18 protein-coding genes are annotated in these 25343 nt (G+C 70.5%); 5 read left to right on the forward strand and 13 right to left on the reverse strand.

Going from position 1 to position 25343, the window contains the following annotated elements:
* Positions 1-3 precede the first annotated feature (3 nt).
* The 3 genes from ABEU20_RS13100 to ABEU20_RS13110 are packed head-to-tail and all read right to left on the reverse strand — an operon-like array spanning position 4 to position 3087.
* The gene (locus tag ABEU20_RS13100) at positions 4-483 is read right to left on the reverse strand and encodes a carboxymuconolactone decarboxylase family protein (RefSeq protein WP_420164845.1); all 480 of its coding nucleotides are present in this window, start codon (positions 481-483) and stop codon (positions 4-6) included.
* Positions 480-1607, reverse strand: coding sequence for an NAD(P)H-dependent amine dehydrogenase family protein (locus ABEU20_RS13105; protein WP_420164846.1), 1128 nt, complete (start codon positions 1605-1607; stop codon positions 480-482). Before ABEU20_RS13105 ends, ABEU20_RS13100 begins: the two co-directional genes overlap by 4 nt.
* 52 nt (positions 1608-1659) lie before the next feature.
* A complete protein-coding gene (locus tag ABEU20_RS13110) occupies positions 1660-3087 on the reverse strand; it encodes a cation:dicarboxylate symporter family transporter (protein WP_420164847.1) in 1428 nt (475 codons plus the stop codon).
* A 174-nt stretch (positions 3088-3261) separates the two neighbouring features.
* On the opposite strand from ABEU20_RS13110, the gene ABEU20_RS13115 reads away from it, so the two are divergent.
* Together ABEU20_RS13115 and ABEU20_RS13120 are read left to right on the forward strand one after the other, a co-directional pair.
* On the forward strand, positions 3262-4881 hold the full coding sequence (locus ABEU20_RS13115; RefSeq protein WP_420165128.1) for a sensor histidine kinase: 1620 nt from the start codon (positions 3262-3264) through the stop codon (positions 4879-4881).
* On the forward strand, positions 4878-5588 hold the full coding sequence (locus ABEU20_RS13120; RefSeq protein WP_420164848.1) for a response regulator: 711 nt from the start codon (positions 4878-4880) through the stop codon (positions 5586-5588). Before ABEU20_RS13115 ends, ABEU20_RS13120 begins: the two co-directional genes overlap by 4 nt.
* Before the next feature lie 114 nt (positions 5589-5702).
* Here ABEU20_RS13120 and purQ read toward each other — a convergent pair whose 3' ends face one another.
* Together purQ and purS are read right to left on the reverse strand one after the other, a co-directional pair.
* Entirely contained in the window at positions 5703-6404 is a 702-nt protein-coding gene (gene purQ, locus ABEU20_RS13125; protein ID WP_420164849.1) for a phosphoribosylformylglycinamidine synthase subunit PurQ, read from the reverse strand.
* A gap of 2 nt (positions 6405-6406) precedes the next feature.
* Positions 6407-6643, reverse strand: coding sequence for a phosphoribosylformylglycinamidine synthase subunit PurS (purS, locus tag ABEU20_RS13130; RefSeq protein WP_013414946.1), 237 nt, complete (start codon positions 6641-6643; stop codon positions 6407-6409).
* A gap of 141 nt (positions 6644-6784) precedes the next feature.
* Here purS and ABEU20_RS13135 point away from each other — a divergent pair, with 141 nt between their 5' ends.
* The gene (locus ABEU20_RS13135; protein WP_225016861.1) at positions 6785-7432 is read left to right on the forward strand and encodes an MBL fold metallo-hydrolase; all 648 of its coding nucleotides are present in this window, start codon (positions 6785-6787) and stop codon (positions 7430-7432) included.
* A 13-nt stretch (positions 7433-7445) separates the two neighbouring features.
* Here the strand turns inward: ABEU20_RS13135 and ABEU20_RS13140 are convergent, their stop codons facing one another.
* The gene (locus ABEU20_RS13140; RefSeq protein ID WP_420165129.1) at positions 7446-7823 is read right to left on the reverse strand and encodes a VOC family protein; all 378 of its coding nucleotides are present in this window, start codon (positions 7821-7823) and stop codon (positions 7446-7448) included.
* Between the two features lie 86 nt (positions 7824-7909).
* Here ABEU20_RS13140 and ABEU20_RS13145 point away from each other — a divergent pair, with 86 nt between their 5' ends.
* Positions 7910-8656 carry a TetR/AcrR family transcriptional regulator gene (locus ABEU20_RS13145; RefSeq protein ID WP_420164850.1) on the forward strand — a complete coding sequence of 249 codons (747 nt, stop codon included), beginning with the start codon at positions 7910-7912 and terminating at the stop codon, positions 8654-8656.
* A gap of 10 nt (positions 8657-8666) precedes the next feature.
* Here the strand turns inward: ABEU20_RS13145 and ABEU20_RS13150 are convergent, their stop codons facing one another.
* Together ABEU20_RS13150 and ABEU20_RS13155 are read right to left on the reverse strand one after the other, a co-directional pair.
* A complete protein-coding gene (locus ABEU20_RS13150; protein ID WP_420164851.1) occupies positions 8667-9371 on the reverse strand; it encodes a DUF2334 domain-containing protein in 705 nt (234 codons plus the stop codon).
* Positions 9372-9471: 100 nt separating this feature from the next.
* The gene (locus tag ABEU20_RS13155) at positions 9472-9966 is read right to left on the reverse strand and encodes a glutathione peroxidase (RefSeq protein ID WP_420164852.1); all 495 of its coding nucleotides are present in this window, start codon (positions 9964-9966) and stop codon (positions 9472-9474) included.
* Between the two features lie 191 nt (positions 9967-10157).
* Between ABEU20_RS13155 and ABEU20_RS13160 the strand changes: the two genes are divergently transcribed.
* Positions 10158-11510, forward strand: a complete 1353-nt coding sequence (locus ABEU20_RS13160; protein WP_420164853.1) for an MFS transporter — start codon at positions 10158-10160, stop codon at positions 11508-11510.
* A gap of 83 nt (positions 11511-11593) precedes the next feature.
* Here the strand turns inward: ABEU20_RS13160 and ABEU20_RS13165 are convergent, their stop codons facing one another.
* The 5 genes from ABEU20_RS13165 to ABEU20_RS13185 form a co-directional block, all read right to left on the reverse strand.
* Complete coding sequence (locus tag ABEU20_RS13165; RefSeq protein WP_420164854.1) at positions 11594-13417, reverse strand: SIP domain-containing protein; 1824 nt, start codon at positions 13415-13417, stop codon at positions 11594-11596.
* Positions 13398-14708, reverse strand: coding sequence for an enterobactin transporter EntS (gene entS / locus ABEU20_RS13170; protein WP_420164855.1), 1311 nt, complete (start codon positions 14706-14708; stop codon positions 13398-13400). The genes ABEU20_RS13165 and entS overlap by 20 nt, the downstream gene beginning before the upstream one ends.
* Positions 14709-14715: 7 nt before the next feature.
* Positions 14716-14940, reverse strand: a complete 225-nt coding sequence (locus ABEU20_RS13175; RefSeq protein WP_420164856.1) for a phosphopantetheine-binding protein — start codon at positions 14938-14940, stop codon at positions 14716-14718.
* A 41-nt stretch (positions 14941-14981) separates the two neighbouring features.
* Entirely contained in the window at positions 14982-24143 is a 9162-nt protein-coding gene (locus ABEU20_RS13180) for an amino acid adenylation domain-containing protein (RefSeq protein WP_420164857.1), read from the reverse strand.
* A 92-nt stretch (positions 24144-24235) separates the two neighbouring features.
* A complete protein-coding gene (locus ABEU20_RS13185; protein ID WP_420164858.1) occupies positions 24236-25255 on the reverse strand; it encodes an ABC transporter substrate-binding protein in 1020 nt (339 codons plus the stop codon).
* Positions 25256-25343: the final 88 nt, after the last annotated feature.

Consider the following 25343-nt stretch of genomic DNA (forward strand, 5'->3'; position numbering starts at 1 on the left):
CCGTCAGAGTTCCGGCAGCGCACACACGGAGTCGAGGCCGAGAACGTGGTTGAGGCGGCCGGAGGCGATCCAGGACCCGATGCACATGCTCAGCTCGACGATCTCGCGCTGGCTGTAGTGCTCGCCGATTCGCGCCCAGAACTCGTCGTCGAGATTGTGGTGGTCGATCGCGTAGCGCTCGGCGTATTCGGCCGCGAGGCGCGTCCGGTCATCGAAAGCCTCTGTGGTGCGCCAGTTCTCGACGGACTCGAAGAATCCGTCCTCGACCTTCTCGCCGTCGCGGTCCGTGCGCCAGTCCATGCAGACGATGCAACCGTTGATCTGGGCGATGCGCAGCCGTGCGGCTTCGAACTCGCGCAGCCCCAGCGTGGACTTCGCGTACACCGCCAGCGACAGCTTGGACGCGGGGATACCGATCTCGGGTACCAGTTCGCCCCACACGTAGCCGACGGGGTCCTTGCCCTCGGGGATGTCGATTCTCATTGCTGGATCCTTCCGGTCTCCCCCAGTGTGCCCGCCGCGACCGGGCCTGTCGTCGAAAATCCCAGTGCCGGTGTGGGTCGTAGCGGCACATCGAGGGCGTCGTACAGTCCCGGTTCGGCCTCGATCAGCCAGTCGATCGCGTTCACGAGGCGCCCGACGGCGGTCGCGTTGCCGCCGGCGGCCCGGCTGCCGCCCTCGTCGGTGGCCTCCACCGAGACCTCGATACGCGGGCGGCCCTCGACGACCACCCGGTGTGCCCCGGCGCCGCCGTCGGGCGGCATCGGCCAGTCCGGCGCGCACGACGGATGGATACGGGTGACGTGCTCGACGACGATCCGCGACACACCCCCGACGATGCCCTGCACCTCGAAGCGCAGCGCGCCCTGGGTGCCGGCGGCGAAGTCGCCCATCGTCGCGGTGGTCACGTCGGTCTCGAGCGCTCGCCGCTGCACGGTCTCGCGGATCTCGTCGAGCTCGACGCCGAGGGCCCGCGCCATCAGTCGTATCTGTCCGCCCCACACCATCGTCGGTACGGTCGGCGCGATCATCGGCGGCTCGTAGTCCATCGGCTGTCCCATCCCGACGAGGTAGCGCACCGAGTCGGGCTGGTCGTAGGTCGAGTAGTCGAAGATCTCCTGGCACCGGAGGACGTCCACGACCGATCCCAGCCCGCTGAGCAGCAGCGGCAGCACGTCGTTGCCCCAGCCGGGGTCGACGCCCGACACGAACAGCGAGCCGCCCGCGGCGGTGATCGCGTCCAGCACCGGTTCCCGGATCTCCCGCGGCGCGCTGCGATGGTCGTAGAGCGCGTACACCGACGGCGTCACGACCACCGCCCCCGTGCGAAGGATCCGCACGATGTCGGCGACGGCCTCGTCGGGGCGGATCTCGCCGGAGGCCGCGTACACGACCGCGTCGGGTCGGGACGCGAGAACGGCGTCGACGTCGTCGGTGGCCGGCACACCCACATCGGCGCCGACGTCCCCGAGGTCGCCGGCATCGCGGCCCACCTTGGCGGGGTCGTGCACGACGACCGCGGACAGTTCCAGGCGGGGATTCGCGTGCACCGCGCGGATCGCCGCGCGTCCGACGTTGCCGGTTCCCCAGACGACAGTGGTGATCATGCGCGGGACGCTAGCGAAAACCGCTGCTCCGCGTGGGCGGTTCGGGCTTTCGTCAGGCGCTGGCGAGCTCCCGATCTGTGGACGTGGTGGGCACGCCCGTCGGCCGGGCCGGAGCCTCGTCCCTCGGCGTCCCGGTCTGATGGTCGTCCACCATCGTCGACTCGTCGAACGGAATCTCGCCGTCGAGGACGGCCTTGACCCGTTCGGTGTCCACCGACTTGGTCCAGGTCCCGACCAGCAGGGTCGCGACGGCGTTGCCGGAGAAGTTGGTGACCGCCCGTGCCTCCGACATGAACCGGTCGATGCCGACGATCAGACCGACGCCGTCGAGAAGTTCGGGGCGGTGGCTCTGCAGCCCACCGGCGAGGGTGGCCAGTCCGGCGCCGCTGACGCCGGCCGCACCCTTCGACGCGATGATCATGAACACCAGCAGCGACAGCTGCTCCGGCAGCGCCAGCGGCTGTCCCATCGCGTCGGCGATGAAGATCGACGCCATCGTCAGGTAGATCGCGGTGCCGTCGAGATTGAACGAGTAGCCGGTCGGCACGACGACGCCGACCGTGGTCCGCTCGACACCGACGTGCTCCATCTTCGCGATGAGGCGGGGCAGCGCCGACTCGGACGACGACGTCGCGAAGATCAGCAGGTACTCCCGGGCGAGGTAGCGGACGAGCTTGAAGATCGAGACCCCGGCGAACGCCCGGAGGATGCTGCCGAGCACGCCGAACACGAAGATCAGGCACGTGAGGTAGAACCCGAGCATGAGAGCGCCGAGCTGGACGACGGCGCCGAGTCCGGTCTGCCCGACGACGCTGGCGATCGCGCCGAACGCACCGATCGGTGCCAGCCACAGGATCATCGACAGCACCTTGAACACGAGCTTCTGCACGTAGCCGCCGCCGCGCAGCACGGGCTCGCCCTGCTTGCCCATCGCCTGCAACCCGAAGCCGACCAGCAGCGCCACGAACAGGGTCTGCAGGACGCTGCCCGCGGTGAGCGACGACAGCAGCGACGTCGGGATGATCGACGCGATGAAGTCCATCGTGCCGCCCGCTGCGTGCGCCTTCTCGGCGAGCGCCGCGCCGGTGCTCGCGGTGTCGGGCGTGATGTCGAGGCCGCTGCCGGGGTTGAGCAGGTTGCCGACGACCAGGCCGATACCGAGCGCGACGGTCGACATTCCGATGAAGTACGCGAGCGCGAGACCACCGACCTTGCCGACGCTCGCGGCCGCACGCACCGAGCCGATGCCGAGCACGATGGTGCAGAAGATCACGGGGCTGATCATCATCTTGATCAGGTCCACGAACATCGTGCCGAGCACGCCGAGCGACTTGCCGGTGTCGGGCGCGAGCCAGCCGACGAGCACACCGGCGACGACGGCGATCACGACGCCGACGTAGAGCCAGTGCGTGCGGTCGCGCGTCTTCTTGCTCTCGACGGGTTGCGCCGGCCCCGGCGTCCCTGCTGCACTCGTGCTCATGCGGTGTCCTCTTGATCGGATGGGTACGCGACGAGCCGGCCCGGGTGATCTTCGAGTGATCGGGGTCACGCCGACTCGCCTGTGAATGCTGGTACCCGTCGAGGCGCCGGTGAAGTTTGTGTTCATTAGTTTCACGAGAGGATCGACGTGCCCCTCGGCACCTCCCGCCGACCGATGAGCGTCGCCCGTCAGCTGCTGATCCTGCAGCTGGTGGTGTTGGCCCTGGTCATCGCCGCCGTGTCGGCGTTCGCGATCGTCGACGAACGGCGCGACTCCGACGATGCGACGCGGCGCGAGGTGACACACCTCGCACAGGCGATCGCCGAGTCCGACTCGACGATCGCCGCCCTTCGCGGCCCCGACCCCACGGCCGCCCTCCAGCCCGAGGTCGAACGCATCCGGCAGGCCACCGGCACGGATTTCGTCGTCGTCATGGCGCCCGATCGCACCCGCTACACCCACCCGGATCCGACGCTGATCGGGCAGCGCTTCGAGGGCCATATCGAGCGGGCGCTGGCGGGAGAGACGTTCGCCGAGACGTATTCGGGTTCACTCGGTCCGTCGATTCGCGCCGTCGCCCCGGTCGAGTCGGACGGGCAGTTGGTGGGCCTGGTGTCGGTGGGCGTGACGCGAGAGCGGGTGAGCGAACAGTTCGCGCAGGGGCTGCCCTCGCTGCTCGGCATCGCCGCGATCGCGGTCGTGATCGCGACGGTCGGCGCGACGCTGGTGAGCCGACGACTGCGCCGTCAGACGCTCGGACTCGACCCGGACCGGTTGCGCCAGCTGTACGAACACCACGACGCGGTGCTCCGCTCGATCGGCGAGGGCCTGATCGTGTTCGGCCGCGACCGCGACGGGCGGGTGCGTGTCGACGTCGTGAACGACGAGGCACGACGGCTGCTGTGGCTGCCCGACGGCCCGATCACACCCGACCAGTTGCCCGAGACCCTGCGCCGCATCGGCCCCGACGCGGACGGCGAACAGGACGAGGTGCACGTGACGGCCGACCGGATCCTGGTGGTGGGCCGGGCCCCCGTCCTGTGGGAGGGACGACGGATCGGAACCGTCGTGACCCTCCGCGATCACACCGAATTGCAAAGCGTCCTGGGTGAACTCGATTCCGCCCGCAGTGTCGCCGAGTCGCTGCGCGCGCAGGCCCACGAGTACGCCAACCGTCTGCACACGATCGTGACGATGGTCGAACTGGGCCGCAACGACGACGCCGTCGCGTTCACGACCGCCGAACTCGCGACATCGCAGCATCTGATCGACCGGCTGACGGCGGCCGTCCACGAGCCCGCCCTCGCGGCGCTGCTGCTGGGCAAGGTGACCGAGGCGGCGCAGCACGGCGTCGAGCTGACGGTCACCGAGGACACCGCGCTGGGACCGGCGACGGCGCTCAGTCCGCTCGAACTCGTGACGGTGGTCGGGAATCTGGTCGACAACGCGATCGACGCCGCACGATCCGAGGACGACGCCCAACCCTGGGTGGAGGTGACGGTGACGGAGGAGGGCTCGACGCTCGTGATTCGGGTGGCCGACAGCGGTCCGGGCATGGATCCGGACGCTCTGGTGCGGGCGACCACCCGCGGGTACTCGACCAAACCCGTGAACGGGCGGCCCGCGCGTCAACGCGGCCTGGGACTGGCCCTCGTCGCCCAGATCGTCGCGCGCCGCGGAGGGCGTCTGCGCACCGAACCGTCGCTCGCAGGCATGCTCGTGGTCGAGATTCCGCTGCCCGCTCCGTCGCGGCGCGGCGACGCCGGGGAGGTCGGGGAGGTCGGGGATCGATGATCCGTGTGCTGATCGTCGAGGACGAGCCGTTGATCGCCGAGGCGCACCGTGCGTACGTCGGACGTGTCGAAGGTTTCGAGGTTCACACGGTGGCGCACACCGCGGCCGCCGCGATGCGGGCGGTCGCCGAGGCCGCATCCACCGACGAGCCGATCGACCTGGTCCTGCTCGACATCGGTCTCCCCGACGCGAGCGGTCTCGATCTGGCCGCCGCGCTCGGCGGTCTGCGTCCCGGCCCCGGCATCATCGCCGTCACCTCTGCCCGCGACCTCGACGTCGTGCGGACCGCGGTGGCCCGGGGCGTGGTGCTGTATCTGCTCAAACCGTTCACGTTCGCGGCGCTCCGCGACAAGCTCGAGCACTATCGCGAGTTCCGCGACGCCCTCCCCGCGGGCGGAACCGCAGTGAGCCAGCACGACATCGATCGGGCCATGGCCGTCCTGCGCACCACGGACTCTCGCGCGACCGCGCCGAAGGGCGTGGCCCCGCACACCGCTGATCTCATCAGCGCGTGCGTGCGCGACGCGGGACGGCCGCTGACCGCCGCGGAAGTCGCCGCCGCCGTCGGGGTCTCACGTGTCACCGCGTGGCGGTATCTCGAGCGCTTCGCCGACGACGGCCTGCTCGCACGGGAGACCGAGTACGGCCGCGCCGGCCGCCCCCAGGTGCGGTACGTGTGGGGAGCGGAGGCCCGCCCAGGTCGGTAGCGCGGAACCGGAGGCGCTCCCCGAGAAACGACACGGTCGCCGTAGCGGCTCCCGAATCGGGAGTGCTGCGGCGACCGTGTGGAACCGTGGGGTTCCCGTCGAACGTCGTGCCTGTCAGGCCGTCAGGACGCTCTCCAGGGCGGAGTAGAACATGCCGAGTCCGTCGTCGCTGGGGCCGGTGAGGGCCTCGGTCGCGTGCTCGGGGTGCGGCATGAGACCGACGACTCGGCCGTTGGCCGACGCGATGCCGGCGATGCCCCGCTGCGAACCGTTCGGGTTCTCGCCGGCGTAGCGGAACACCACGCGGCCTTCGCCCTCGAGTTCGTCGAGCACCTGCTCGGGCGCCTGGTAGCGGCCCTCGCCCGACTTGAGCGGGACGAGGATTTCGGCACCGGCCTCGTAGCGCGACGACCATGCCGTCGAGTTGGACTCGACCTTCAGCCACTGGTCCCGGCACACGAAGTGCAGTCCGGCGTTGCGGGTGAGCGCGCCCGGCAGCAGACCGGCCTCGCACAGCACCTGGAAGCCGTTGCAGATTCCGAGGACCGGCATGCCGCCCTCGGCGGCCTTGACGACCTCACCCATCACGGGCGCGAAGCGGGCGATGGCACCGCAGCGCAGGTAGTCGCCGTAGGAGAAGCCGCCGGGAACGATGACCGCGTCCACGCCCTTGAGGTCGGCGTCGCCGTGCCACAGGCTGACGGCCTCGCCGCCGGCGAGACGAACCGCGCGGGACGCGTCGACGTCGTCGAGCGTGCCCGGGAACGTGATGACTCCGATGCGTGCGCCAGTCTTACCGGTCGTCGCTGCGCTCATGTTCACTGGACTCGCGTGACCTTCCAGTCCTCGATCACCGTGTTCGCCAGCAGCGACTCGGCGATGGTGGCGAGCTCGTCGTCGCTGACGGTGTCGTCGACCTCGAGTTCGAATCGCTTACCCTGGCGAACGTCCGACACACCGGCATGACCGAGTCGGGACAGCGCCCCGACAATGGCCTGCCCCTGCGGGTCGAGAATTTCGGCCTTGGGCATGACATCGACAACGACACGGGCCACGTGCTGCTCCTCGCTATGGCTGGTTTCCGCCCGGGATCGCACCGGGCATCCAGGAGTTTACCGGGCAGCCCGCCCCGCTCCCGCACCGAGTGACGTCGGACGCCGCCCCCACCGCCGGGTGTGATCCCGCATACTCGTCTCATGCGACTGACGCACTTCGGCCATTCCTGTGTCCTGGTGGAACTCGACGGCGCAAAGATCCTGTTCGACCCGGGGAACTTCTCCCACGGGTTCGAGGGCATCACGGGTCTCGACGCCATCCTGATCACGCACCAGCATCCCGATCACGCCGACCCGGCGCGGCTGCCCGCGCTGGTCGACGCCAACCCCGGTGCCGGGCTGTACGCGGACCCGCAGACGACGGCGCTGCTCGGCGACGCGTGGACGGCGGTGTACCCGGGCGACGTGTTCAACGTCGGCGAGGTGCAGGTGACCGGCACCGGCGGCACGCACGCGGTGATCCACCCGGAGATCCCGCTGATCGACAACACCGCGTACCTGCTGGGCGACGCCGAGAACCCGGCCAAGCTGATGCACCCGGGCGACTCGCTGTTCGTGCCGGAACAGAAGGTCGACGTGCTCGCGGTCCCCGCGGCGGCGCCGTGGCTCAAGATCTCCGAGTCCGTCGACTATCTGCGCGCCGTGCACCCGCGGGTCGCCGTCCCGATCCACCAGGGTGTGGTCGCGAAGGAGGCCCGCGGCATCTACTACGGCCGGCTCACCGAGATGGGCCCGGGCGGAACGGAGTTCCGGGTGCTGCCCGAGGAGTCCAGCGTCGAGGTGTCCTGAACGGATCCGGGGCTCACACCCACTGCACCAGCTGCCACACGATGCCGTTGGGGTCGACGAACTGGCAGTAGCGCTCGCCCCACGGTTCGGTTTCCGGCTCGGTGACCACGGCGGCCCCGCCGGCCGCGATGCGCGCGAACTCGCTGTCGAGGTCCTCGACGACGAAGACGACGAGAAGCCCCTGGCCGGCAGGGCCGGCGATGGCGGTCGGCTTGAACGTGCCCAGCCCGGTCCGCAGGAAGATCACGTTGACCCCCGCATCCGGGTGACCGAGGGACACGAAGCCGTCGTCCGACATGGCCTCGGTGAAGCCGAAGTGAGTCTTGGCGAACTCCGCCGAGGCGTTGGGGTCGGCGACGTTCAAGGACAGAGCTGTACCGGTGATCTTCATGCGCACCTCCACGACGAGAGAAACCTTATGCACTGTATAAAGTACAGCAACCGTTCGTTTGTTCCCACCCGTCTCGGAGGCAACCGGTGGCCCGCGAGCTGATCGATCTGCTGTGGCGTGACCATCCCGACGCGCCTCGGGGCGGCGCTCGCGGGCCGCGCGCGAAGGTCACCACCACCCAGGCCGTCGGCGCCGCTGTCGCGATCGCCGACGCCGAGGGGCTCGACGCCGTGACCGTGCGGCGTCTGGCCGCCGACCTGGGCACCTCCGCGATGGCGCTGTACACACATGTCGGCTCCCGCGACGAACTGCTGGTCCTCATGGCCGACGCCGTCCACGGCAGTCGCACCCACGCGGCATACGACGGTGACGGCTGGCGGGACCGCGTCCGGCAGATGGCCGAGGCGGAAATGACGCTCTGTGCGGAGCATTGGTGGCTGCTGGACGTCTCCGACCAGCGCACGGCGCTCGGCCCCGGGACGATCGCGAAGTACGACCACGACCTGCACGCGTTCGACGGGACGGGCATCGACGACGTGGAGCGCGATGCCGCGCTGACGTTCGTCACCGACTTCGCCCGCGCCTCGGCACGGGCGCGCCGACCCGACCCGCACGCCGCCGACATGGCCGAGCTCTGGGCGACCGCGAGCGGACGGCTGGCCGGCTATCTCGGCGACCGTTTCCCGCTCGCGCAGCGCGTCGGCGCCGCCGCCGGTCAGGCGATGAACACCACGTACAGCCCCGAAATCGCTTGGGAGTTCGGCCTGCAGCGCGTGCTGGACGCCCTCGAACCCCTCGTCCGTTCGACGACAGGCGGAGCGGTGGACGAGTAGAGACGACGCCTCACGCGGCCCCGCGCACCCCTTCGACCAGCGGCCACCGATAGACGGTGGCCGCGGCGCCGTGGTGCAGCGCCAGGTCGACGGCGTCGAGCACCGCCTGGCGCGGGCCGGTCTTGCCGAGTTGCTTCGCCGAGACGGCCAGGCGCACGAGCCTTCCCCGCCGGGCGCCGCGGGAGGCGCTCAGCACCATCGCCCGGCACCGCCACGGCTCGGCGCGGAAGCCGTCCCCCACACCGATGACGTGGCTGCGCACGCCGGTGTCGTGCGCGAGGTCGCGGACGGTGGTCATGCCGGCCAGCAGCCGGAATCCGACGTTCGGCAGCACCGTGACGGCGCCGGGCGAGGCGATCCACCGCGGCGGGGCGAACAGCCTGGTGCGCAGACCGACCTCCTCGAGGACCCGGTCGGCGGCGAGCAGGCGCAGGCGCGCCTCGTGTTCGGGCAGGACCGCGAACTCGGCGCGGCGACGTTTGGTGGCGGCCTGGTCATAGCCGTGCAGGACGATCGCGTCGCCGCGCTCACGCCGCTCGCGCAGCCAGTCCTGCGTGACGGTGTCCGAGACCAGCCGGTACTTGTCCTTCAGTCGCGGCGCCACGAGCAGCGACAGCGGAACCGACCTGCGGTCCATCTCGGCCGCGAAATCCGCGACGGTCTGCACCGTCTCGTCCCTGATCCCCGACACCGACACGATCACCTGTCCGGTCATACCTTCGAGGGTGGCAGCCGCAGGTGAACGGGCGCTTACGCGCCCGTGCGCCTTTCTGGTAGTTCTGGCTACCGAAAAGGCGCACGGGCGGCGCAGCCGCCTATCGCGGCAGCACGGCCTCGATCGCCGCGATCACCTCGGGGGCGTCGGGTTCGGTGCGAGGACGGAAGCGGTTCGCGACCGTGCCGTCGGGGGCGATCAGGAACTTCTCGAAGTTCCACTGGATGTCGCCGGCCTCGCCGTCGGCGTCCGCCGTCTTCGTCAGCTCGGCGTAGATCGGGTGCCGGTCGTCGCCGTTGACATCGACCTTCTCCGTCAGGGGGAACGTGACGCCGTACGTGGTGGAGCAGAAGGTCTGGATCTCCTCGGGGGTCCCCGGCTCCTGGCCCATGAACTGATTGCACGGGACGCCGATGACGGTGAGGCCGCGCTCGGCGTACTCCGACGCCAGCTTCTCGAGTGCCGTGTACTGCGGGGTGAGGCCGCACTTGGAGGCCACGTTCACCACGAGAACGGCGCGCCCGCCGTATTCACCGAGGCTGGTCGGCACGCCGCCGAGGGTGTTGATCTCGAGATTCTGCAACGGAGTCGTCATGGCCCCAACCTAGCGAAAACCAGCCGCCGGAGACGGCGGCCGTACGCGGGCGCGCCGAATGTCGGAAGTGCCCGTTCCGGCTGTTGGCAAACCCGGCCGTGCCATTCTCCGGAACGCGTGATTGATGTGACGCACGCCGCAATCGACGCTTTCAGCCGTCGACCGACGTGGTCGCCTGTTGAAGGAGCGCAATGCAACCCCAAGACACGACGTATACCGAGCCCGCTCCGAAGGCCTCGCGCCGTGCCCTGATCTCGAGCTTCCTGGGATCGACGGTCGAGTACTACGACTTCCTTCTCTACGGAGCGGCAGCGGGCCTGGTGTTCCCGAAACTGTTCTTCCCGGACTCGATGGACCCGGTGCTGGGATCGACGCTCTCGTTCGTCATCCTGCTGGCCGGCTACATCTCGCGGCCCATCGGTGGCGTGCTGTTCGGGCACTTCGGCGACAAGTTCGGACGCAAGAACATCCTCGTCGTCACGCTTCTGATGATGGGGCTGGTGTCCGTCGCGATCGGACTGATGCCGACCTACGAGACGATCGGCATCGCGGCGCCGTTGATCCTCGTCGCGCTGCGCGTCATCCAGGGCCTCGCGGTGGGCGGTGAGTGGGCCGGCGCGACGTTGATGGCGGCCGAGCACGTCGGTGAGGGCAGGCGCGGTCTCGCCGCCTCGATCGCGGTCGCGGGCGGCCCCACCGGCTCCGTCCTCGCGACCCTGGTGCTCGCACTCTTCTCGGGTCTGCCCGACGACGCCTTCTTCAGCTGGGGGTGGCGCGTTCCGTTCCTGCTGTCGGCGACGCTCGTGATCGTCGGGTTGTTCATGCGTTACCGCGTCACGGAGTCCCCCGACTTCGCGAAGGCCCGCGCCGCGGGCGAGGTCCACACCGGCACGCCGATCCTGCGCGTGCTGAAGAAGTACCCGGCGTCCACCGTGTACGGCATTCTCGCGTCGGCCGGCCCGCTGTTCATGCAGGCGATGCTGGCGGTGTGGATGGTCCCGCACATCGCCGCGCAGGGCACGATGCCGCGCCAGGACGCGCTGTACATGCTCACGTTCTCGAGCGTCGTGCACATCTTCGCGATCCCGTTCTTCGCGTGGCTCTCCGACCGCCACGGCCGGCGCAAGGTGATGCTTGCCGGCGCAGTCGTCTCGATCGTCCTGGTGTTCCCGATGTTCGCGCTGTTCAACTCGGGCAGCTACTGGCTCGTCGCGGTCGGTTTCCTGGTGGGCAACCCGATCATCCAGGCGTCGATGTACGGCCCGATCGGCGCGTTCCTCGCCGAGAAGTTCGACACCGCCGACCGCTACACGGGTGTCTCGCTGACCTTCCAGATGGGCTCGGTCCTGGGCGCCGGCACCGCCCCGCTGATGTGCAACTGGCTGTTCGGTCTCGGCAACGACGGCGGCACGAGCAACATCGCGTGGTACTTCGTGGCGCTCACGGCACTGTCCGCGACGGCGGTCTACCTGTCGAAGGAGACACTCGCGAAGAAGCGGGCGGCGGCGGCCGATGCCGACGGCGCTCTCGTCACGAGGGCCTGATCCACGGCAGAGGGGCGGTTCCACCAGATCGGTGGAACCGCCCCTCTGCGGCTTCCGCGGTCGTCACCGACGCGGCACGACGGTCATTCGCGGCCGGCGAACTCGACGATCGTGGATCCCCAGCCGATCGATCCGAACCTCGGTGTGCCGCAACCGGCATCCGATGCCAGAGCGCGGATCTCCGCCTCGGTACGCCGGCCGGACCCGTACAGGCACAGGCGGAGCAGATCACTCTCGGTCTCGTGGTCGTCGGTCGTCTGCGGATCCAGCAGGTCGGTCACGAGCACCACCCGACGGCCCGACCCTCCGAGGACGCCGATCAGCATCCGCGCGTCGGGATCGGGGTGATCGTCGACGATATCGACCGCGACGACGAGATCGACGACGCTGTCCAGTGGCGTGAACTCGCTCTGATCGACGCGCCGAATCCGATCGCGCCGGGACTGCGCCACGTCCGCCGCGTTCCGGCTGTTCAGCGCGGGCAGGCCGACGAGTGCGATGTCGAGTTCCGGTCGCACGCGGGCGAGCGTGTCCGCGTACACACCGGCGCCCTCTCCGTAGATCGCGACCGTCCGGACCCCGTCGAGGTCGACCGCCTCGGGCAGCGCCGGTGCCCGGTAGACCGCCCCGGACGCCGCCTCCTCGTGGAAGTCGTCGACGAAGCCGGCTTCCTGCGCCTTGTCGGCAAAGCCGTGGCCCGGCGCCGGGGCACCGGTCCGCACGGTCTCGAGCAGTCCGAGGAACGCCATGTCGAGCCTGGTCTGAATCTTCCCGAAGTGCAGCGCCTGGCTGGCGAAGGTGTCCGGGTCGGCGAGGATCTCACCCATCTCGGTGAGCCCGAAGCGGTCTCCGTCGACGGTCAGGAGATCCATCGCCGCGAGGTGGCGCAGCAGTTTCGCGGTGGCACCCGGATGGGTATCGCACGCGGCCGCGATGCGCGCCGAGGTCGTCGCTCCGCCCTCGATCGCGGAGAACACCCCGGCGGTCACCGCGGTTCTGATCGCGAACGGCGGCAACAGTTCCGACATCTCGTGGAGCTGACCGTAGGCGTCCGGGGCCACGTCGCCCGCGCCGGACGCTGCCTCGGTGGACGCGATCTCGCGCTGCCGCCAGTAACCGGTGATCTCGACGAACTGTTTGGGAATCGCCCGGTCCTGCTTCGCCCACCGCCGCAACGGCTTGATGGTCAGCGCCTCGCCCGCCACCCACAGGTACGGCTGCCCCGGACGCCACTGCGCCGCCTGGACTGTCTCGACCAGTCTCGACTCGCCGTCGCTCTCGGATCGGTACAGCCAGGTGATGTCCACCGGGGCTGCCGACTTCAGTTCCTGACGGTGCGAGGGCTCCGCGACCTCGATCACCACCGTTGCCGGCAGATCGGCGGGAAGCAGTTCGAGGCACCGCGCGATAGCGGGCAGTGCGGTCTGGTCGCCGGCAACGAGCATCCATTCGGCCTCACGGGGCAGGCTCGCCGAGTGCTTGGGCCCGGCCATGAGAATCGTCTCCCCCGGTCGGGCGCGATACGCCCAGTCCGAGGCCAATCCCCCTTCGTGCTCGGCGAAGTCGATCGCCATCTCGCGCGTGTCGGGGTCGTAGCTGCGCACCGTGTAGGTCCGGCTGTACTGGAACGATCCGGCCGGCCAGTCGACTGCGCCGGTGTCGGTGTTCCGCGGGACGTCGAACGGCAGTGCGCCGGTCTGCGGATCGACCGGTAGCAGCTTGATGTCGTCGTCGAATCCGTTGGTGCACACTGCGGGCAGCCGGACACCGTCACGTACATGGCTGTCCATCGCGGGGCCGCCCACGACGACGCGACGCATCCCCGGCGTCACGTCCTCGACGCGGAGAACCTCCACCTCGCGGATGCAGATCGGAAAGACTTCGACCTCACGGACGGTCGCTGCCATCGTGGAACCCCTTTTCTCCTGACATCACTACTTGCGCGTGCGCGGCATCCGCAACGGATCCGGCATGTTCGTCGAAGCCGCGCAGACGCTTCAGCACGACGAAGAGCAGGACGGTGGCCACGAGCCCGGTGCCACCGTAGACGGCGAGCGCGGACTCGATCGGAACGAGTGCCGCGACGACAGCGGCGACGACGGCGCCGACCGACGCGCCCGCGGTGACCTGGGCCGACCATACGCCCGCGATCCGCGCGCCGTACTCCTCGGCGGTGTGCTTCTGGACGATGGCATATCGCAGGATGTCGGCGACCGCCTCACCGAAACCGTGTGCCGCCAGACCGATCACGGTGACGGCGACGGCCGCGGTCGCACCGGCACCGACGAGTCCGGCGGCCGAGAGCAGCATGCCCACGAACACTGCCCGCCCGGACCAACGCACCGTCCCGGTCCACCCGCTGGTGAGGGAACCGAGCACGGCACCGACCGCGGGCGCGGCGTACAGCAGGCCCGTCACCGATGCCCCGACGCCGAGCACATCGGCCGCGTACTCGGGGATCAGCACCGTCCACCCGGCGAGCAGCATGGTGACGAAACCGCAGACCAGCACGCCGCCGATGACGCGCTGACCGGCCGCGTACCGGAACCCGCCGGCAACGGCGCGCAGCGGTGACTCGTCGGCGGCTCGCGGCGGCGGCAGCGGCGGGAGGCGGGTGATGCAGAACGTGGTGACCGCCGTCGTGACCGCGGCGAGCGCGAATGCCAGCCCCACTCCGCCGGAGGCGATCACGACGCCGCCGAGTGCCGGACCGATCATCGCGCCCAGGTCACCGGTGAGGGCCATGAGCGCGCCGGCGGCCGCCATCTTGTTGCGCGGCAGCAGGGTCGGGGTGACGGACATCAGTACCGTCGCCGAGATGCCGCCGCAGATCCCGTCGATGATCGCGGCGAGGTACACCACCCACAGCCTCGGGTCGGGCAGGAAGGCGTTGACCGCGAGTACCGCGAACGCGACGCCCGCGCACCCGCGGGCGAGGGCGATCACACGGCGACGGTCGTACCGGTCGGCCAGGATGCCTCCCGCGAACGTCGCGCCGAACGTCGTGAGTCCCAGCACTGTCGACACGGCCGCGACATGTGCGGTGGACGCGGTGATCTCGTACACCTGCAACGGCACCGCGACGATGAGGAACCCGAGCCCGAACAGCGACACGACGCGCGCAGTGAAGATGTAGCGGAACTCCCGGCTGCTGCGCAGCGGATCGAGATCGAGAGTCAGCTTGCCGAGGAGCGCCACGGGCGGGTCACCGCGGCTCGAGCAGCGTGATCCACTGCTCGAGGTCGGGTTCGGATGCGAGCGAGACGAAGTCGACGTCGGCTCCGCTGTCGCGCCAGCGCTCGACGAGCGCCATCAGCCGGACCGAGTCGAGGCCCTGGTCCACCAGGCTCACCGAGGTGTCGATCTCGGCGACGTCCACCTCGAGGATCTGCGCCGTATCGGCGAGGATCGTGTCGCGGTCGAGTGGCATTCTCTATCTCCCTTGTTCACTGAGGTCTCGGGGTTCGGGAATCAGGACAGGGCCGCCGCCGTGGCGCCCAGCAGGACTGCCATCGCCCGCTCCCATGCGGACGCGATCGCGACGAGGGTGGCGTCGTCCAGGACATCGGATGCCGCGAACTCGCAGTCCAGGACGGGCCCGTCGGCGGTGTTCTCGACGACGGCGTCCACCTGCAGGACGTGGTCGAGGGGTGTCGTCGGGTCGACCGAGCCACCCAGCGCGACGCCCTCGGGTGCACCGGTCCACGCGCCGCCGCCGCTCTCCCCCAGCGTCATCCGGCCGAGGTAGTTGAAGACGATCTGCGGGCGCGTGTACCCGCCGAACACATCCTCGGCTGCGAGGCGCCGCAGGACGCCGAAACCGATCCCGTTGTCCGGCACCGCACGTAGCGCCGCTCGCACTCGGTCGGCGACGTCGTCCGCGGGGACGGCGCCCGCCAGCACCGCATCGGCAGCGATGCCTTCCAGGTCGAACGCGACCGGGTACATCGACGTGAACCAGCCGACGGCGCGGTCGACATTCGCCCCCGGAACCACCTGCTCCTCACGGCCGTGACCCTCGAGTTCCACCCGGATGGTGTCGCCGCCGCGGACGGAGGTCACCGCGAGTGCCAGTGCCGCGAGCAGGGTCTCGTCGACGGCGCCGCCGAGGGCGCGTTCGGTGACCGGTACCGGCAGGATCCGCTTGACCGACCGCATCGCGGACACCGTGTCGAGCGACGGATCGAGAGTCCGGGTGCCGAGCGCCGGTTCCCGGGCGCCGGCGACGCGCTGCCAGCCGGGTGCCGTCGCGGCGATCCGCTCACTGCGGGCCGCGTCGGCGAGGCCCCGCGTCCACGCCCGGAACGACGTCCCTGCGTCGGGCAGCGCCACCGCCTCCCCGCGCTGCGCCTGCGCGACGGCGGTCGCGAGGTCCGGGACGAGGATCCGCCACGAGACGCCGTCGACCACCAGGTGGTTGACGGCGACGAAGACCCGGTCCTGCCGGTCGTCGCCGAAGTCGAACCACACCACCTGGGCCATCACCCCGTCCGCGGGACGCAGCGCCGCGTAGGTGTTCTCGCGTTCGGCCGCGAACACGGCGCCCCACTCGTCGGCGGGGCACGCGGAGACGTCGACCCGGCGCACCACCCGGGAGGGATCCGGTACCTGTTCGGGCACCGACCATTCCGGTGTGCCGTCGACCACCGCGAACCGCGAGCGCAGCATGGGGTGGGTGGCGAGCAAGCCGCTGACCGCCGCCTCGAGCACGGGGACGGTCAGACCGTCGGACGCCACCAGGAGGCGCGCCTGCGAGAAGCGGCCGAGGTCGGTGCCCCAGTTCACCGCTTCCCACACGATCGGTGTCGGCAGCACGTCGCCGGTCGCGGGCACCGCGGCGAGTGCGGCTGCCGCCGCGTCGAGTCCGGGGTCCGACGCCCGTTCGCTCACCTCGGCCAGTGCGGCGACGGTGCGCAATTCGAACACCTGACGCGCGGACACGGTCAGGCCCGCGGCGCGGCACCGGGACACCAGCTGGATCGACACGATCGAGTCGCCGCCGAGCGCGAAGAAGTCGTCGTCGATGCCGACCCGGTCGAGACCCAGCACGTCGGCGACCACCGCCGCCAACATCGCCTCGGTGTCCGTCCGTGGTTCACCGGAGCCCACCAGTGCCGCGAAATCGGGCTCCGGCAACGACTTCCGGTCCGTCTTGCCGTTCGCGGTGACCGGGAACTCCGCCAGCACGAGCACCACGGCGGGAACCATGTAGTCGGGCAGCCGCTCGGCGACCACCGCGCGCGCCGCCGCGGGGTCGACGTGCCCGTCCGGCGTGACGTATCCGACGAGTCGGGTCACGCGCCGGGTGTCGGTATGCGCGACGACGACCGCATCCCGGACTCCTCGTACCGCGGCCAGTGCTGCCTCGACCTCGCCGAGTTCGACACGGAAGCCGCGGATCTTCACCTGGTCGTCGCCGCGGCCGAGGAACTCGAGGGTCCCGGTGACGCCGCGCCGTACCGTGTCGCCGGTTCGGTACATCCGCTCGCCGGGGACACCGAACGGGTCCGGGACGAACCGCGCGCCGGTCAGGTCGGGCCGGCCCAGGTAGCCACGCGCGACGCCGGCCCCGGCGATGTACAGCTCACCGGTACTGCCGGCCGGGACGGGGCGCAGCATCCGGTCCAGGACGTAGGCGCGGCCACCGTGGACGGCGCGGCCCAGGCACGGCTCGTCGGCGTCGGTGACCTGACCGACGAGTGCATCGACCGTGCACTCGGTGGGGCCGTAGAGGTTGAACGCCCGCCCATCGGTGAGCTCCCGCAGTCGGCGCCACGACGCCGGGTTGACCGCCTCACCTCCGAATCCAACTGTGGCGGGACGGTGTTCGCGGTCGAACAGCCCGGCCGCGAGCATCCGGTCCAGGAACGACGGTGTCACCTCGAGGAAGTCGAGTGCGTGGTCGACGACGTAGTCGGTCATCGCCTCCGGGTCGCGCATCGTGTCCTCGTCGAACACGTGGACGGTGTGCCCGTCGAGCAGCCACAGCGTGGGCTGCCACGACGCGTCGAAGCTGAACGACCACGCGTGGCCGACACCGATCGACTCGCGCCCGGTGGCTGCGACCGTGGGACGGTACAGGTCCGCGCGGTGGCTCTCGAAGAGGTTGAGCAGGTTCGCGTGGGTGACGGCGACGCCCTTCGGCAGGCCCGTCGAGCCCGACGTGTAGATGACGTACACGGTGTTGTCGGGACGCAGCGGCGCGAGCCTCTCGGCGTCGAGGACGGGATCCTCGGGTAGATCCCGCAGTGCCGCTCCGACGTTCGAGTCGTCGAGCACCGTCACGGCCGTCCCCCGCAGCACCGGTTCCAGTGCGGCGCGCACGGTGCTGTCGGTGACGACGACGGTCGGGGTCGCGTCGGCCACCATGTGCGCCAACCGGTCCGCCGGATACGCCGGATCCATCGGGACGTACGTACCGCCCGCGGCGATCACCGCGGCGATCGCCACCAACATCCGCTCCGAGCGCGGCAGCGCGAGACCGACCACGGTGTCCGGTCCCACCCCGGACGCGATGAGCAAGCGCGCCAGCCGCGCCGACGCCGACCCCAGTTCCCCGAACGTCAACCGGGTGCCGCCGCACACGATCGCGTCGGTTTCCGGCGATGCCGCGATCCGGGCGGCCAGCAGATCGGCCACGGTGCCACAGCCGGTCGCGGGTGCCGGCGCCGTGGCGGCCCAGTCTGCCACCAGCAGAGCCCGTTCCGTGGCCGCGAGAGGATCGATCTCGGCGACGGTGGAGGCGTCCGGTGCGGCGAGCTGTTCGAGCACCCGGACCAGTCGCTGTCCGAGCACCTCGACGTCGGTGCCGGTGAACAGCGACTGCTGGTACTCGAGAGTGAGGGACAGTCGATCGCCGAGCGCGGCGACCAGGACGAGCGGGAAGTTGGTGGCGTCGTGACCGCGGACGTCGCCGACCTCGAGCCCACCGGACCGCTGCGCCCGGGCCAGGGCATCGGTGTCGATCGGGTAGCTCTCGAACACCAGCAACGTGTCGAACAGTTCCCCGAGACCGACACGACGCTGGACGTCGGCGAGGCCCACGTACTGATCGTCGAGGGTGCCGTTCTGGAGTTGCTGTGCGCGCCGTAGGAATTCGTCGGTGCGCTCGCCCGGCCGCAGCGTCACCCGCACCGGGACGGTGTTGATGAACAGGCCGATCATCGTCTCGATGCCCGGCACGTGCGGTACCCGTCCGGACACGACGGCACCGAAGACGACGTCGTCGCGGTCCAACCGATGGCCGAGCAGCAGTCCCCAGGCGGCCTGCACCACGGTGTTGACGGTGACCCCGAGGTCGCGGCTGCGGCGCTGCAGTGCCGCCGCCAGCCCGTCCGGTACCGCGACCGAGTGCTCACCGGGCAGGTCGGCCCGCAATGACGATCCGGCGGGTGCGACCAGCGTCGGCTCGGTGACACCGTCCAGCACGGCGCCCCACCGCTGCAGGGCCGCGTCGGCATCCTGCTCGGACAGCCACGCCAGGTAGTCGGTGAACGGGTGGACGGGAGGCAGCGCGGCGAGGTCGGCGTCGGCGCCGTAGAGCGTGAACAGTTCGCGCATCACGAGCGGCGACGACCAGCCGTCGAGCAGCAGGTGGTGCGCGGCGAACACGAGCCGGTGCAGTCCGGGAGCAAGACGGATCAGGGTGAACCGCAGCAGTGGGGCCGCCGCGACGTCGAAGCGAGTGACCCGGTCTCGGGCGACGATGTCGGCGCTGCGGTCCCGCGCCGCGTCGTCCGGCAGATCCGAGAGGTCGATCTCGGTCCAGGGCAGTTCCGGGCCGCCGAGTACCACGCCGACGGGCTCACCGGCCGCGGTCGTCCGGAATCCGGTGCGCAGCGTCGCGTGTCGGGCGAGCAGCGCGGCCGCACTGCGGCGCATCGCGTCGCGGTCGAGATGGCCGCGCAGGTCGAGCACGGTCTGCATCGCGTAGACGTCGCTGTCGGTGTCCAGTTCGGCGAGGAAGAACAATCCCCGCTGCAGGGGCGTCAGCGGGACGATGTCCTCGACGGGGCCGAGTTCGGCTGCGAAGGAACGCAGCTCCGGGTAGGACAGGTCGCGGAAGGTGAGGTCGGCGACGGTCCGTACGGCGGTCGCGAGCGGCGCCGCGTGGGCGGCGAGCGCGCCGAGTGCCTCGACCCAGCGCGCGGCGATCCGCGCTACCGCGTCGTGGTCCAGAATCCCGGCGGCCGCGGTGAACTCGCAGACCAGTTCCGGACCGTCCGCGCTCTCCTCGGTGACGGCATTGACGTCGAGGACGTGCTCGAGTGGCGTCGACAGGTCCACGGCACCCCCGAGGGCACCGGCTTCGGGTGCCGCGGACCAGGCGCCGCCCGACTCCTCCCCCAGGGTGAGGCGTCCGAGGTAGTTGAACATGACGTCGGGTGATCGGTAGTCACCGAAGGGAGAGGTAGTGTCGCCGAGACGGCGCAGGACTCCGAAACCGATGCCGCTGTCGGGAATCCGTCGCAGGCCGTCCTTGACCTGTGCCAGCGCGACGCCCGCAGCATCGGTCCCGGCGAGCGCTCCGGCGACGTCGACTCCGGACAGGTCGAGTACCGCCGGATACAGCGACGTGAACCAACCGACAGTGCGCGTGAGGTCGGCCCCCGGCACCATGTGTTCCTCGCGACCGTGGCCCTCGAGGTGCACCCGGACCCGGTCACCGCCGCGTTCCGCGGCGATCGCCAGACCGAGCGCGGTGAGCAGTACGTCGGCGACGCCGGCGCGGTAGGCGGCGGGAACGGTCGTGAGCACGCGTTCGGTGAGGCGCGTCGACACCCGCACCTCGACGGAGCGGGCGGAGGCGACCGTGTCGAGCGACGGGTCGAGGGCGCGCGACCCTAGGGACGGTTCTTCTGCAGCCGAGATCGTCTGCCACAGCGGGAGCCCGCCCAGGACCCGATCCGACCCGGCGGCCTCCTCGAGCCCGACGGCCCAGTCCCGGAACGATGTCCCCGCGCCGTCGAGGGTGACGGGTTCCCCGCGCAACGCCTGCTCGACCGCACCGGCGAGGTCCGGCACCAGGATCCGCCACGACACGCCGTCGACGACCAGGTGGTGCACCGCGACGAACACCCGGCCGGGACGGTCGGCGCCGAAGTCGAACCACACTGCCTGCAGCAGCACGCCCGCGTCGGGGCGCAGTGCCCCGTACGCCTTCTCCCGTTCGGCCGCGAGCGTCTCCGGCCACGACTCGTCGGTGACCTCCACCCGGCGTACCAGCCCGGCCGTGTCCGGAACGTGCTCCGGCACCGACCATTCCGGGACACCGTCGGCCACGGTGAACACCGAACGCAGCATGGGGTGGGTGGTGAGCAGCGCGGTCACGGCCGCGTGCAGGGCGTGCTCGGTGAGGGTATCGGGTGCGACCAGCAGTCGGGACTGGGCGAAGCGGTCCAGCGGTGCGCCGTGGTCGACGGTGTCCCACACGATCGGGGTCGGCGGGACGGTGCCGGTTGCGGCCACCGCGACCCGCGCGTCGCTCGCCGCGGCTGCCGGGGCGTCGTGCGCTGCGGCGAGTGCCGCGACGGTACGGAGTTCGAAGACCTGGCGCGCGGTGACGCGAAGGTCGGCTGCGCGGGCCCGGGTGACGAGCTGGATCGAGACGATCGAGTCGCCGCCGAGGGTGAAGAAGTCGTCGTCGACGCCCACGCGGTCGAGTCCGAGGACTTCTGCGACGACCGCGGCGAGTGTCGCCTCGGTGTCGGTGCGGGGCTCGCCCGAGCCGACAAGTGCACCGAAGTCGGGTTCCGGCAGCGCCTTCCGGTCCACCTTGCCGTTCACGGTCAGCGGGAGCCGAGGCAGCGGGACGATCACCGCAGGGACCATGTAGTCGGGCAGCCGCTCCGAGGCGGCGGTGCGCACCGCGCTCGGATCGACGTCACCGCTGATGTAGCCGACCAGCCGCGTCACGCCGCGCGCATCGGTGTGCGCCACGACGACGCCCTCCCCCACGCCCGGTGCCGCAGCCAGCACGGATTCGATCTCGCCGAGTTCGACGCGGTAGCCACGGATCTTCACCTGGTCGTCGGCCCGTCCCGCGAACGCGAGTACGCCGTCGTCGGTCCACCGGACCACGTCGCCGGTGCGGTACATCCGCTCCCCGGCCGCCCCGAACGGGTCCGCGACGAACCGCGATCCGGTGAGGGCTGGCCGGTCGTGGTAGCCGCGCACGACACCGCCGCCGGCCACGTACAGCTCGCCGGTGACACCGGGCGGTGTAGGCCGCAGCCAGCGGTCCAGGACGTACACGCGCGTGCCCGGGGTGGGGCCACCGATAACGACGTCGTCGCCACCGATCCGGGCGGCGGTGGCGTCGACCGTGCACTCGGTGGGGCCGTAGCAGTTGAACGCCGTGACACCGCGTTCGGACGCGGCTCCGAGCCTGCGCCACAACGCCGGCGAGACGGCCTCTCCGCCGACTGTGAGCTGGGCGGGGACGTGCGCGGCGTCGAGCAGTCCGGCGTCGAGGAGCTGGTTCATCAGCACGGGCACGCAGTCGACGTGATCGATGCGGTGGGACCGCACGTACTCGACGATGTGGGCGACGTCGGTGCGCCGGTCGTCGGGGAGCAGGTGCAGGGTGTGGCCACCGAACAGCCACGTGAGCGACGCGACGGCGGAGTCGAAGGCGAAGGGGTAGGTCAGCAGCACGCGGCGCGGCCCCGCCACGACCGACATCATCGTCTCGCGCTGTGCAGCAAGCAGATCCGACAGGTTCGCGTGCGTGACGACAGCGCCCTTGGGCAGGCCGGTCGAGCCGGAGGTGTAGATGACGTACGCGGTGTTGGCCGGCCGCAACGGGGCGATCCGGTCGGCGTCGGTGACGGGTTCGGCAGACAGGCGTGAGAGCTCGCCTCGCACCCGACGATCGTCGAGGACGACGACGCTGGTGTGCGCGAGCACGTCACCGAGCGCCTCGGCGACAGCGGTGGTCGTCAGGAGGACGGCGGGTCGGCAGTCGGTGACCATGTGCGCCAGTCGATCCGCGGGGTAGGAGGGGTCGAGCGGCACGTAGGCGCCGCCCGCCGCGAGCACCGCCGCGACGGCCTCCACCGTCGCCACCGAGCGCGGCAGGGCCAGGCCCACCCGCACGTCGGGGCCGACACCGCGGGCGATCAGCAGGCGCGCCAACCGCGCGGACCCCGAGACCAGTTCGCCGAACGTGCGCTGTTCGTCACCGCAGACGACGGCGGTCGACGCGGGCTCGTGCCCGGGGAGCAGGTCGGTGACCACGCCGGAGGGGCTCGCGGCCGGTGCCGTCGACCACGCGTCCAGCGCCCGCGCCTCGGACTCCCGCAGCGCCGCGACCGACCCGACCCGCGCGTGTGGGTGCGCGGCGAGCGAGTGGAGGATCACGACCAGACGTTCCCCCAGCGCCACGACGTCGCTCTCGCCGAACAGGGAAGGACGGTAGTCGAGTTCGACGATCAGGCGATCGGCGACACCCGCGGTGAGCACCAGCGGATAGCTGGTGGCGTCCACCGCATCGACGCCGGCGATCCCGACGCCGCCGGCACGCTGCGCGCGGTCGAGCGCATCGCGGTCCACGGGGTACGACTCGAAGATCGTCAGGGTGTCGAACAGTTCCCCGAGACCGGTCTCGCGCTGTACCTCCGCGAGGCCGAGGTACTGGTGGTCGAGTGTGCGCGCCTGCTCGGACTGCACGCGTCGGAGCAGGTCGGTGACGGTCGCCGCGGGGTCGAGGCGCACCCGGACCGGAACGGTGTTGATGAACAGGCCCACCATCGATTCCACGCCCGGCAGATCCGCGGGGCGGCCGGACACGGTCGCCCCGAATACGATGTCGTCGCGGCCGACCAGCCCGGCCAGCAGCAGCGCCCACCCGGTCTGCAGGACGGTGTTGAGGGTGACGCCCGCCTCCCGCGCCAGCCCCGTCAACTGTTCGGTGAGGACGGCGGAGGTCTCGACATCGATCGCGGCGGTGCCCTGCGCGTCGCGCGTGGTGCCCGGCGGGGTGACGAGGGTCGGCGCGTCGAGCCCGTCCAGCGATTGCCGCCAGAGGGACCGCGCCGCGTCGTGATCCTGACGCCCCAGCCACGCCAGGTAATCGCGGTACGGCCGGACCGGTGGCAGCGCGGCGGCACTACCGTCCGCCGCGTAGATCTCGAGCAGTTCCCGCACCAGGATCGGCGTGGACCAGCCGTCGACGACCGTGTGGTGCGCCGTGAGCAGCAGACGTACGTCGTCGGCGGCCAGCCGGATCAGGACCCAGCGGACCAGGGGCGGGGCGGTGAGGTCGAACCAGGTTCGCAGGTCCGCGTCGAGCAGGTCGGCGAGGTCCCGCTCCGGCTCCGGTGACGTGCGTAGATCCACACTGCGCCAGGGCACCTCGATGTCTCCGACGACGAGGCCCGCGACCCGCCCGTCCTTGCGCGGGCGGAAGCAGGTTCGCAGCGCGGCGTGCCGTTCCAGCAGCGCCTGCGCGGAAAGGTGCAGGCGCCGCTCGTCGACGTCACCGGTCAGCCGCAACACCGACTGCACGGTGTAGGCGTCCGGCTCCACCCGCGCCGCGCCGCGCTCGTCCTCGGTGGGCGCCGCAACGGTGCTGAGGTAGTGCAGCCCCTGCTGCAGGGGAGACAGCGGGACGACGTCTTCGAGCTTGGACATGCAGGGGATCTACTTCCGGTCGAAACGGGTACGGAGACGACCACGGCCCCCGAGTAGCGCTGTCGGGGGCCGTGATCGAGCCGCAGGTCTGGCTACTGCTTCGCGGCGGGCAGGGCGCCGAGACCCTCGTCGATCGAGTCGAGGGCGAGCAGAGCGGTCTGGTGCGTCGCGGCCTGGGCGTGCTTGACCTGGACGATGTTTCCGGCCTTCACGGCAGGCAGGTTCTGCCACAGCGGCGATGCGATCACTTCCTGCATCTCGGGCGTGACGGATCCGTCGAGCTCGACGCCGTAGACGATGACGTCGGCGTCACCGAGCTTGTCCGAGATCCGTTCGAACGCCACGTACTCGGAGTGCCCGTCCTCGGGGTTGTCGGTCTGGCCCGGGAACTGGAGACCGAGGTCGTCGAACAGGTTCGTCACGTAGGAGGACTTGTACTCGCGGACGAACTCACCGGGGTCGGGGGCGCAGACGCTGCACACGCCCGCGAACTTCAGGCCGCCGAGCTTGTCCTGGTACTTCTTCGAGATCTCCTGGGTCCGAGCGTCGTACTGCTCGATGAACGCGCCGTACGAGTCGGAGACGTTCGCGGCGTCCGCGAACTGCTCGCCGAGCGTGCGCCAGTCCGCCGGCGTCGTGGGACCGAGGAAGACGACCGGCGCCAGGGCCTGCAGCTTGCCCATGTCGACCTGCGACTGCGCGCGGGACGGGACGCCCAGGATGATCAGGTCCGGGTCGGCCGCGGTGACGGCCTCGTAGTTCAGTGCGCTGATCGCGCCGTCGGGCCCCACCTTCGGGAGGGCGTCGTACGCCTTCTTCGTCTCGGCGTCCATGTTGTCGTCCTCGCGACCCCACTCGCAGATGCCGGAGAGGTTGGCGCCCGACTGGATCAGCGGCAGCACAGCGTAACCGCAGGCGACGATGCTCTGGGGATCGCCGGGGATCTCGATCGTCCCGTTCTGGGCCTCGAACAAGCGGGTCGTGGCGGCGGCGGTGGTCTCGGTGTCCGAGCCCTTGTCGTCGTCGCTGCCGCACGCCACCAATCCAGCGCCCAGCAGCGCCGCGGCGCCGATCACGGCGGCCCGGCGGGCCCAGCCCATCTTCACCTGCATCTCGGTATCTCCCCTGATGTCTTCTACACATTCCGAGCGGTCGCTCGAGTCGATTGGTTAGGCTAACCGAACTTCTTCGCGGTTCCAA

The organism is Rhodococcus parequi (genome assembly GCF_046042785.1).
GTDB classification, from domain to species: Bacteria; Actinomycetota; Actinomycetes; order Mycobacteriales; family Mycobacteriaceae; genus Prescottella; species Prescottella parequi.

What these genes read in the sequence shown, in the direction of transcription:
- ABEU20_RS13100 (WP_420164845.1), bottom strand. Translation starts at nt 483, where the DNA reads ATGAGAATCGACATCCCCGAGGGCAAGGACCCCGTCGGCTACGTGTGG.
- ABEU20_RS13105 (WP_420164846.1), bottom strand. Translation starts at nt 1,607, where the DNA reads ATGATCACCACTGTCGTCTGGGGAACCGGCAACGTCGGACGCGCGGCG.
- ABEU20_RS13110 (WP_420164847.1), bottom strand. Translation starts at nt 3,087, where the DNA reads ATGAGCACGAGTGCAGCAGGGACGCCGGGGCCGGCGCAACCCGTCGAG.
- ABEU20_RS13115 (WP_420165128.1), top strand. Translation starts at nt 3,262, where the DNA reads ATGAGCGTCGCCCGTCAGCTGCTGATCCTGCAGCTGGTGGTGTTGGCC.
- ABEU20_RS13120 (WP_420164848.1), top strand. Translation starts at nt 4,878, where the DNA reads ATGATCCGTGTGCTGATCGTCGAGGACGAGCCGTTGATCGCCGAGGCG.
- purQ (WP_420164849.1), bottom strand. Translation starts at nt 6,404, where the DNA reads ATGAGCGCAGCGACGACCGGTAAGACTGGCGCACGCATCGGAGTCATC.
- ABEU20_RS13135 (WP_225016861.1), top strand. Translation starts at nt 6,785, where the DNA reads ATGCGACTGACGCACTTCGGCCATTCCTGTGTCCTGGTGGAACTCGAC.
- ABEU20_RS13140 (WP_420165129.1), bottom strand. Translation starts at nt 7,823, where the DNA reads ATGAAGATCACCGGTACAGCTCTGTCCTTGAACGTCGCCGACCCCAAC.
- ABEU20_RS13150 (WP_420164851.1), bottom strand. Translation starts at nt 9,371, where the DNA reads ATGACCGGACAGGTGATCGTGTCGGTGTCGGGGATCAGGGACGAGACG.
- ABEU20_RS13155 (WP_420164852.1), bottom strand. Translation starts at nt 9,966, where the DNA reads ATGACGACTCCGTTGCAGAATCTCGAGATCAACACCCTCGGCGGCGTG.
- ABEU20_RS13160 (WP_420164853.1), top strand. Translation starts at nt 10,158, where the DNA reads ATGCAACCCCAAGACACGACGTATACCGAGCCCGCTCCGAAGGCCTCG.
- ABEU20_RS13165 (WP_420164854.1), bottom strand. Translation starts at nt 13,417, where the DNA reads ATGGCAGCGACCGTCCGTGAGGTCGAAGTCTTTCCGATCTGCATCCGC.
- ABEU20_RS13175 (WP_420164856.1), bottom strand. Translation starts at nt 14,940, where the DNA reads ATGCCACTCGACCGCGACACGATCCTCGCCGATACGGCGCAGATCCTC.
- ABEU20_RS13180 (WP_420164857.1), bottom strand. Translation starts at nt 24,143, where the DNA reads ATGTCCAAGCTCGAAGACGTCGTCCCGCTGTCTCCCCTGCAGCAGGGG.
- ABEU20_RS13185 (WP_420164858.1), bottom strand. Translation starts at nt 25,255, where the DNA reads ATGCAGGTGAAGATGGGCTGGGCCCGCCGGGCCGCCGTGATCGGCGCC.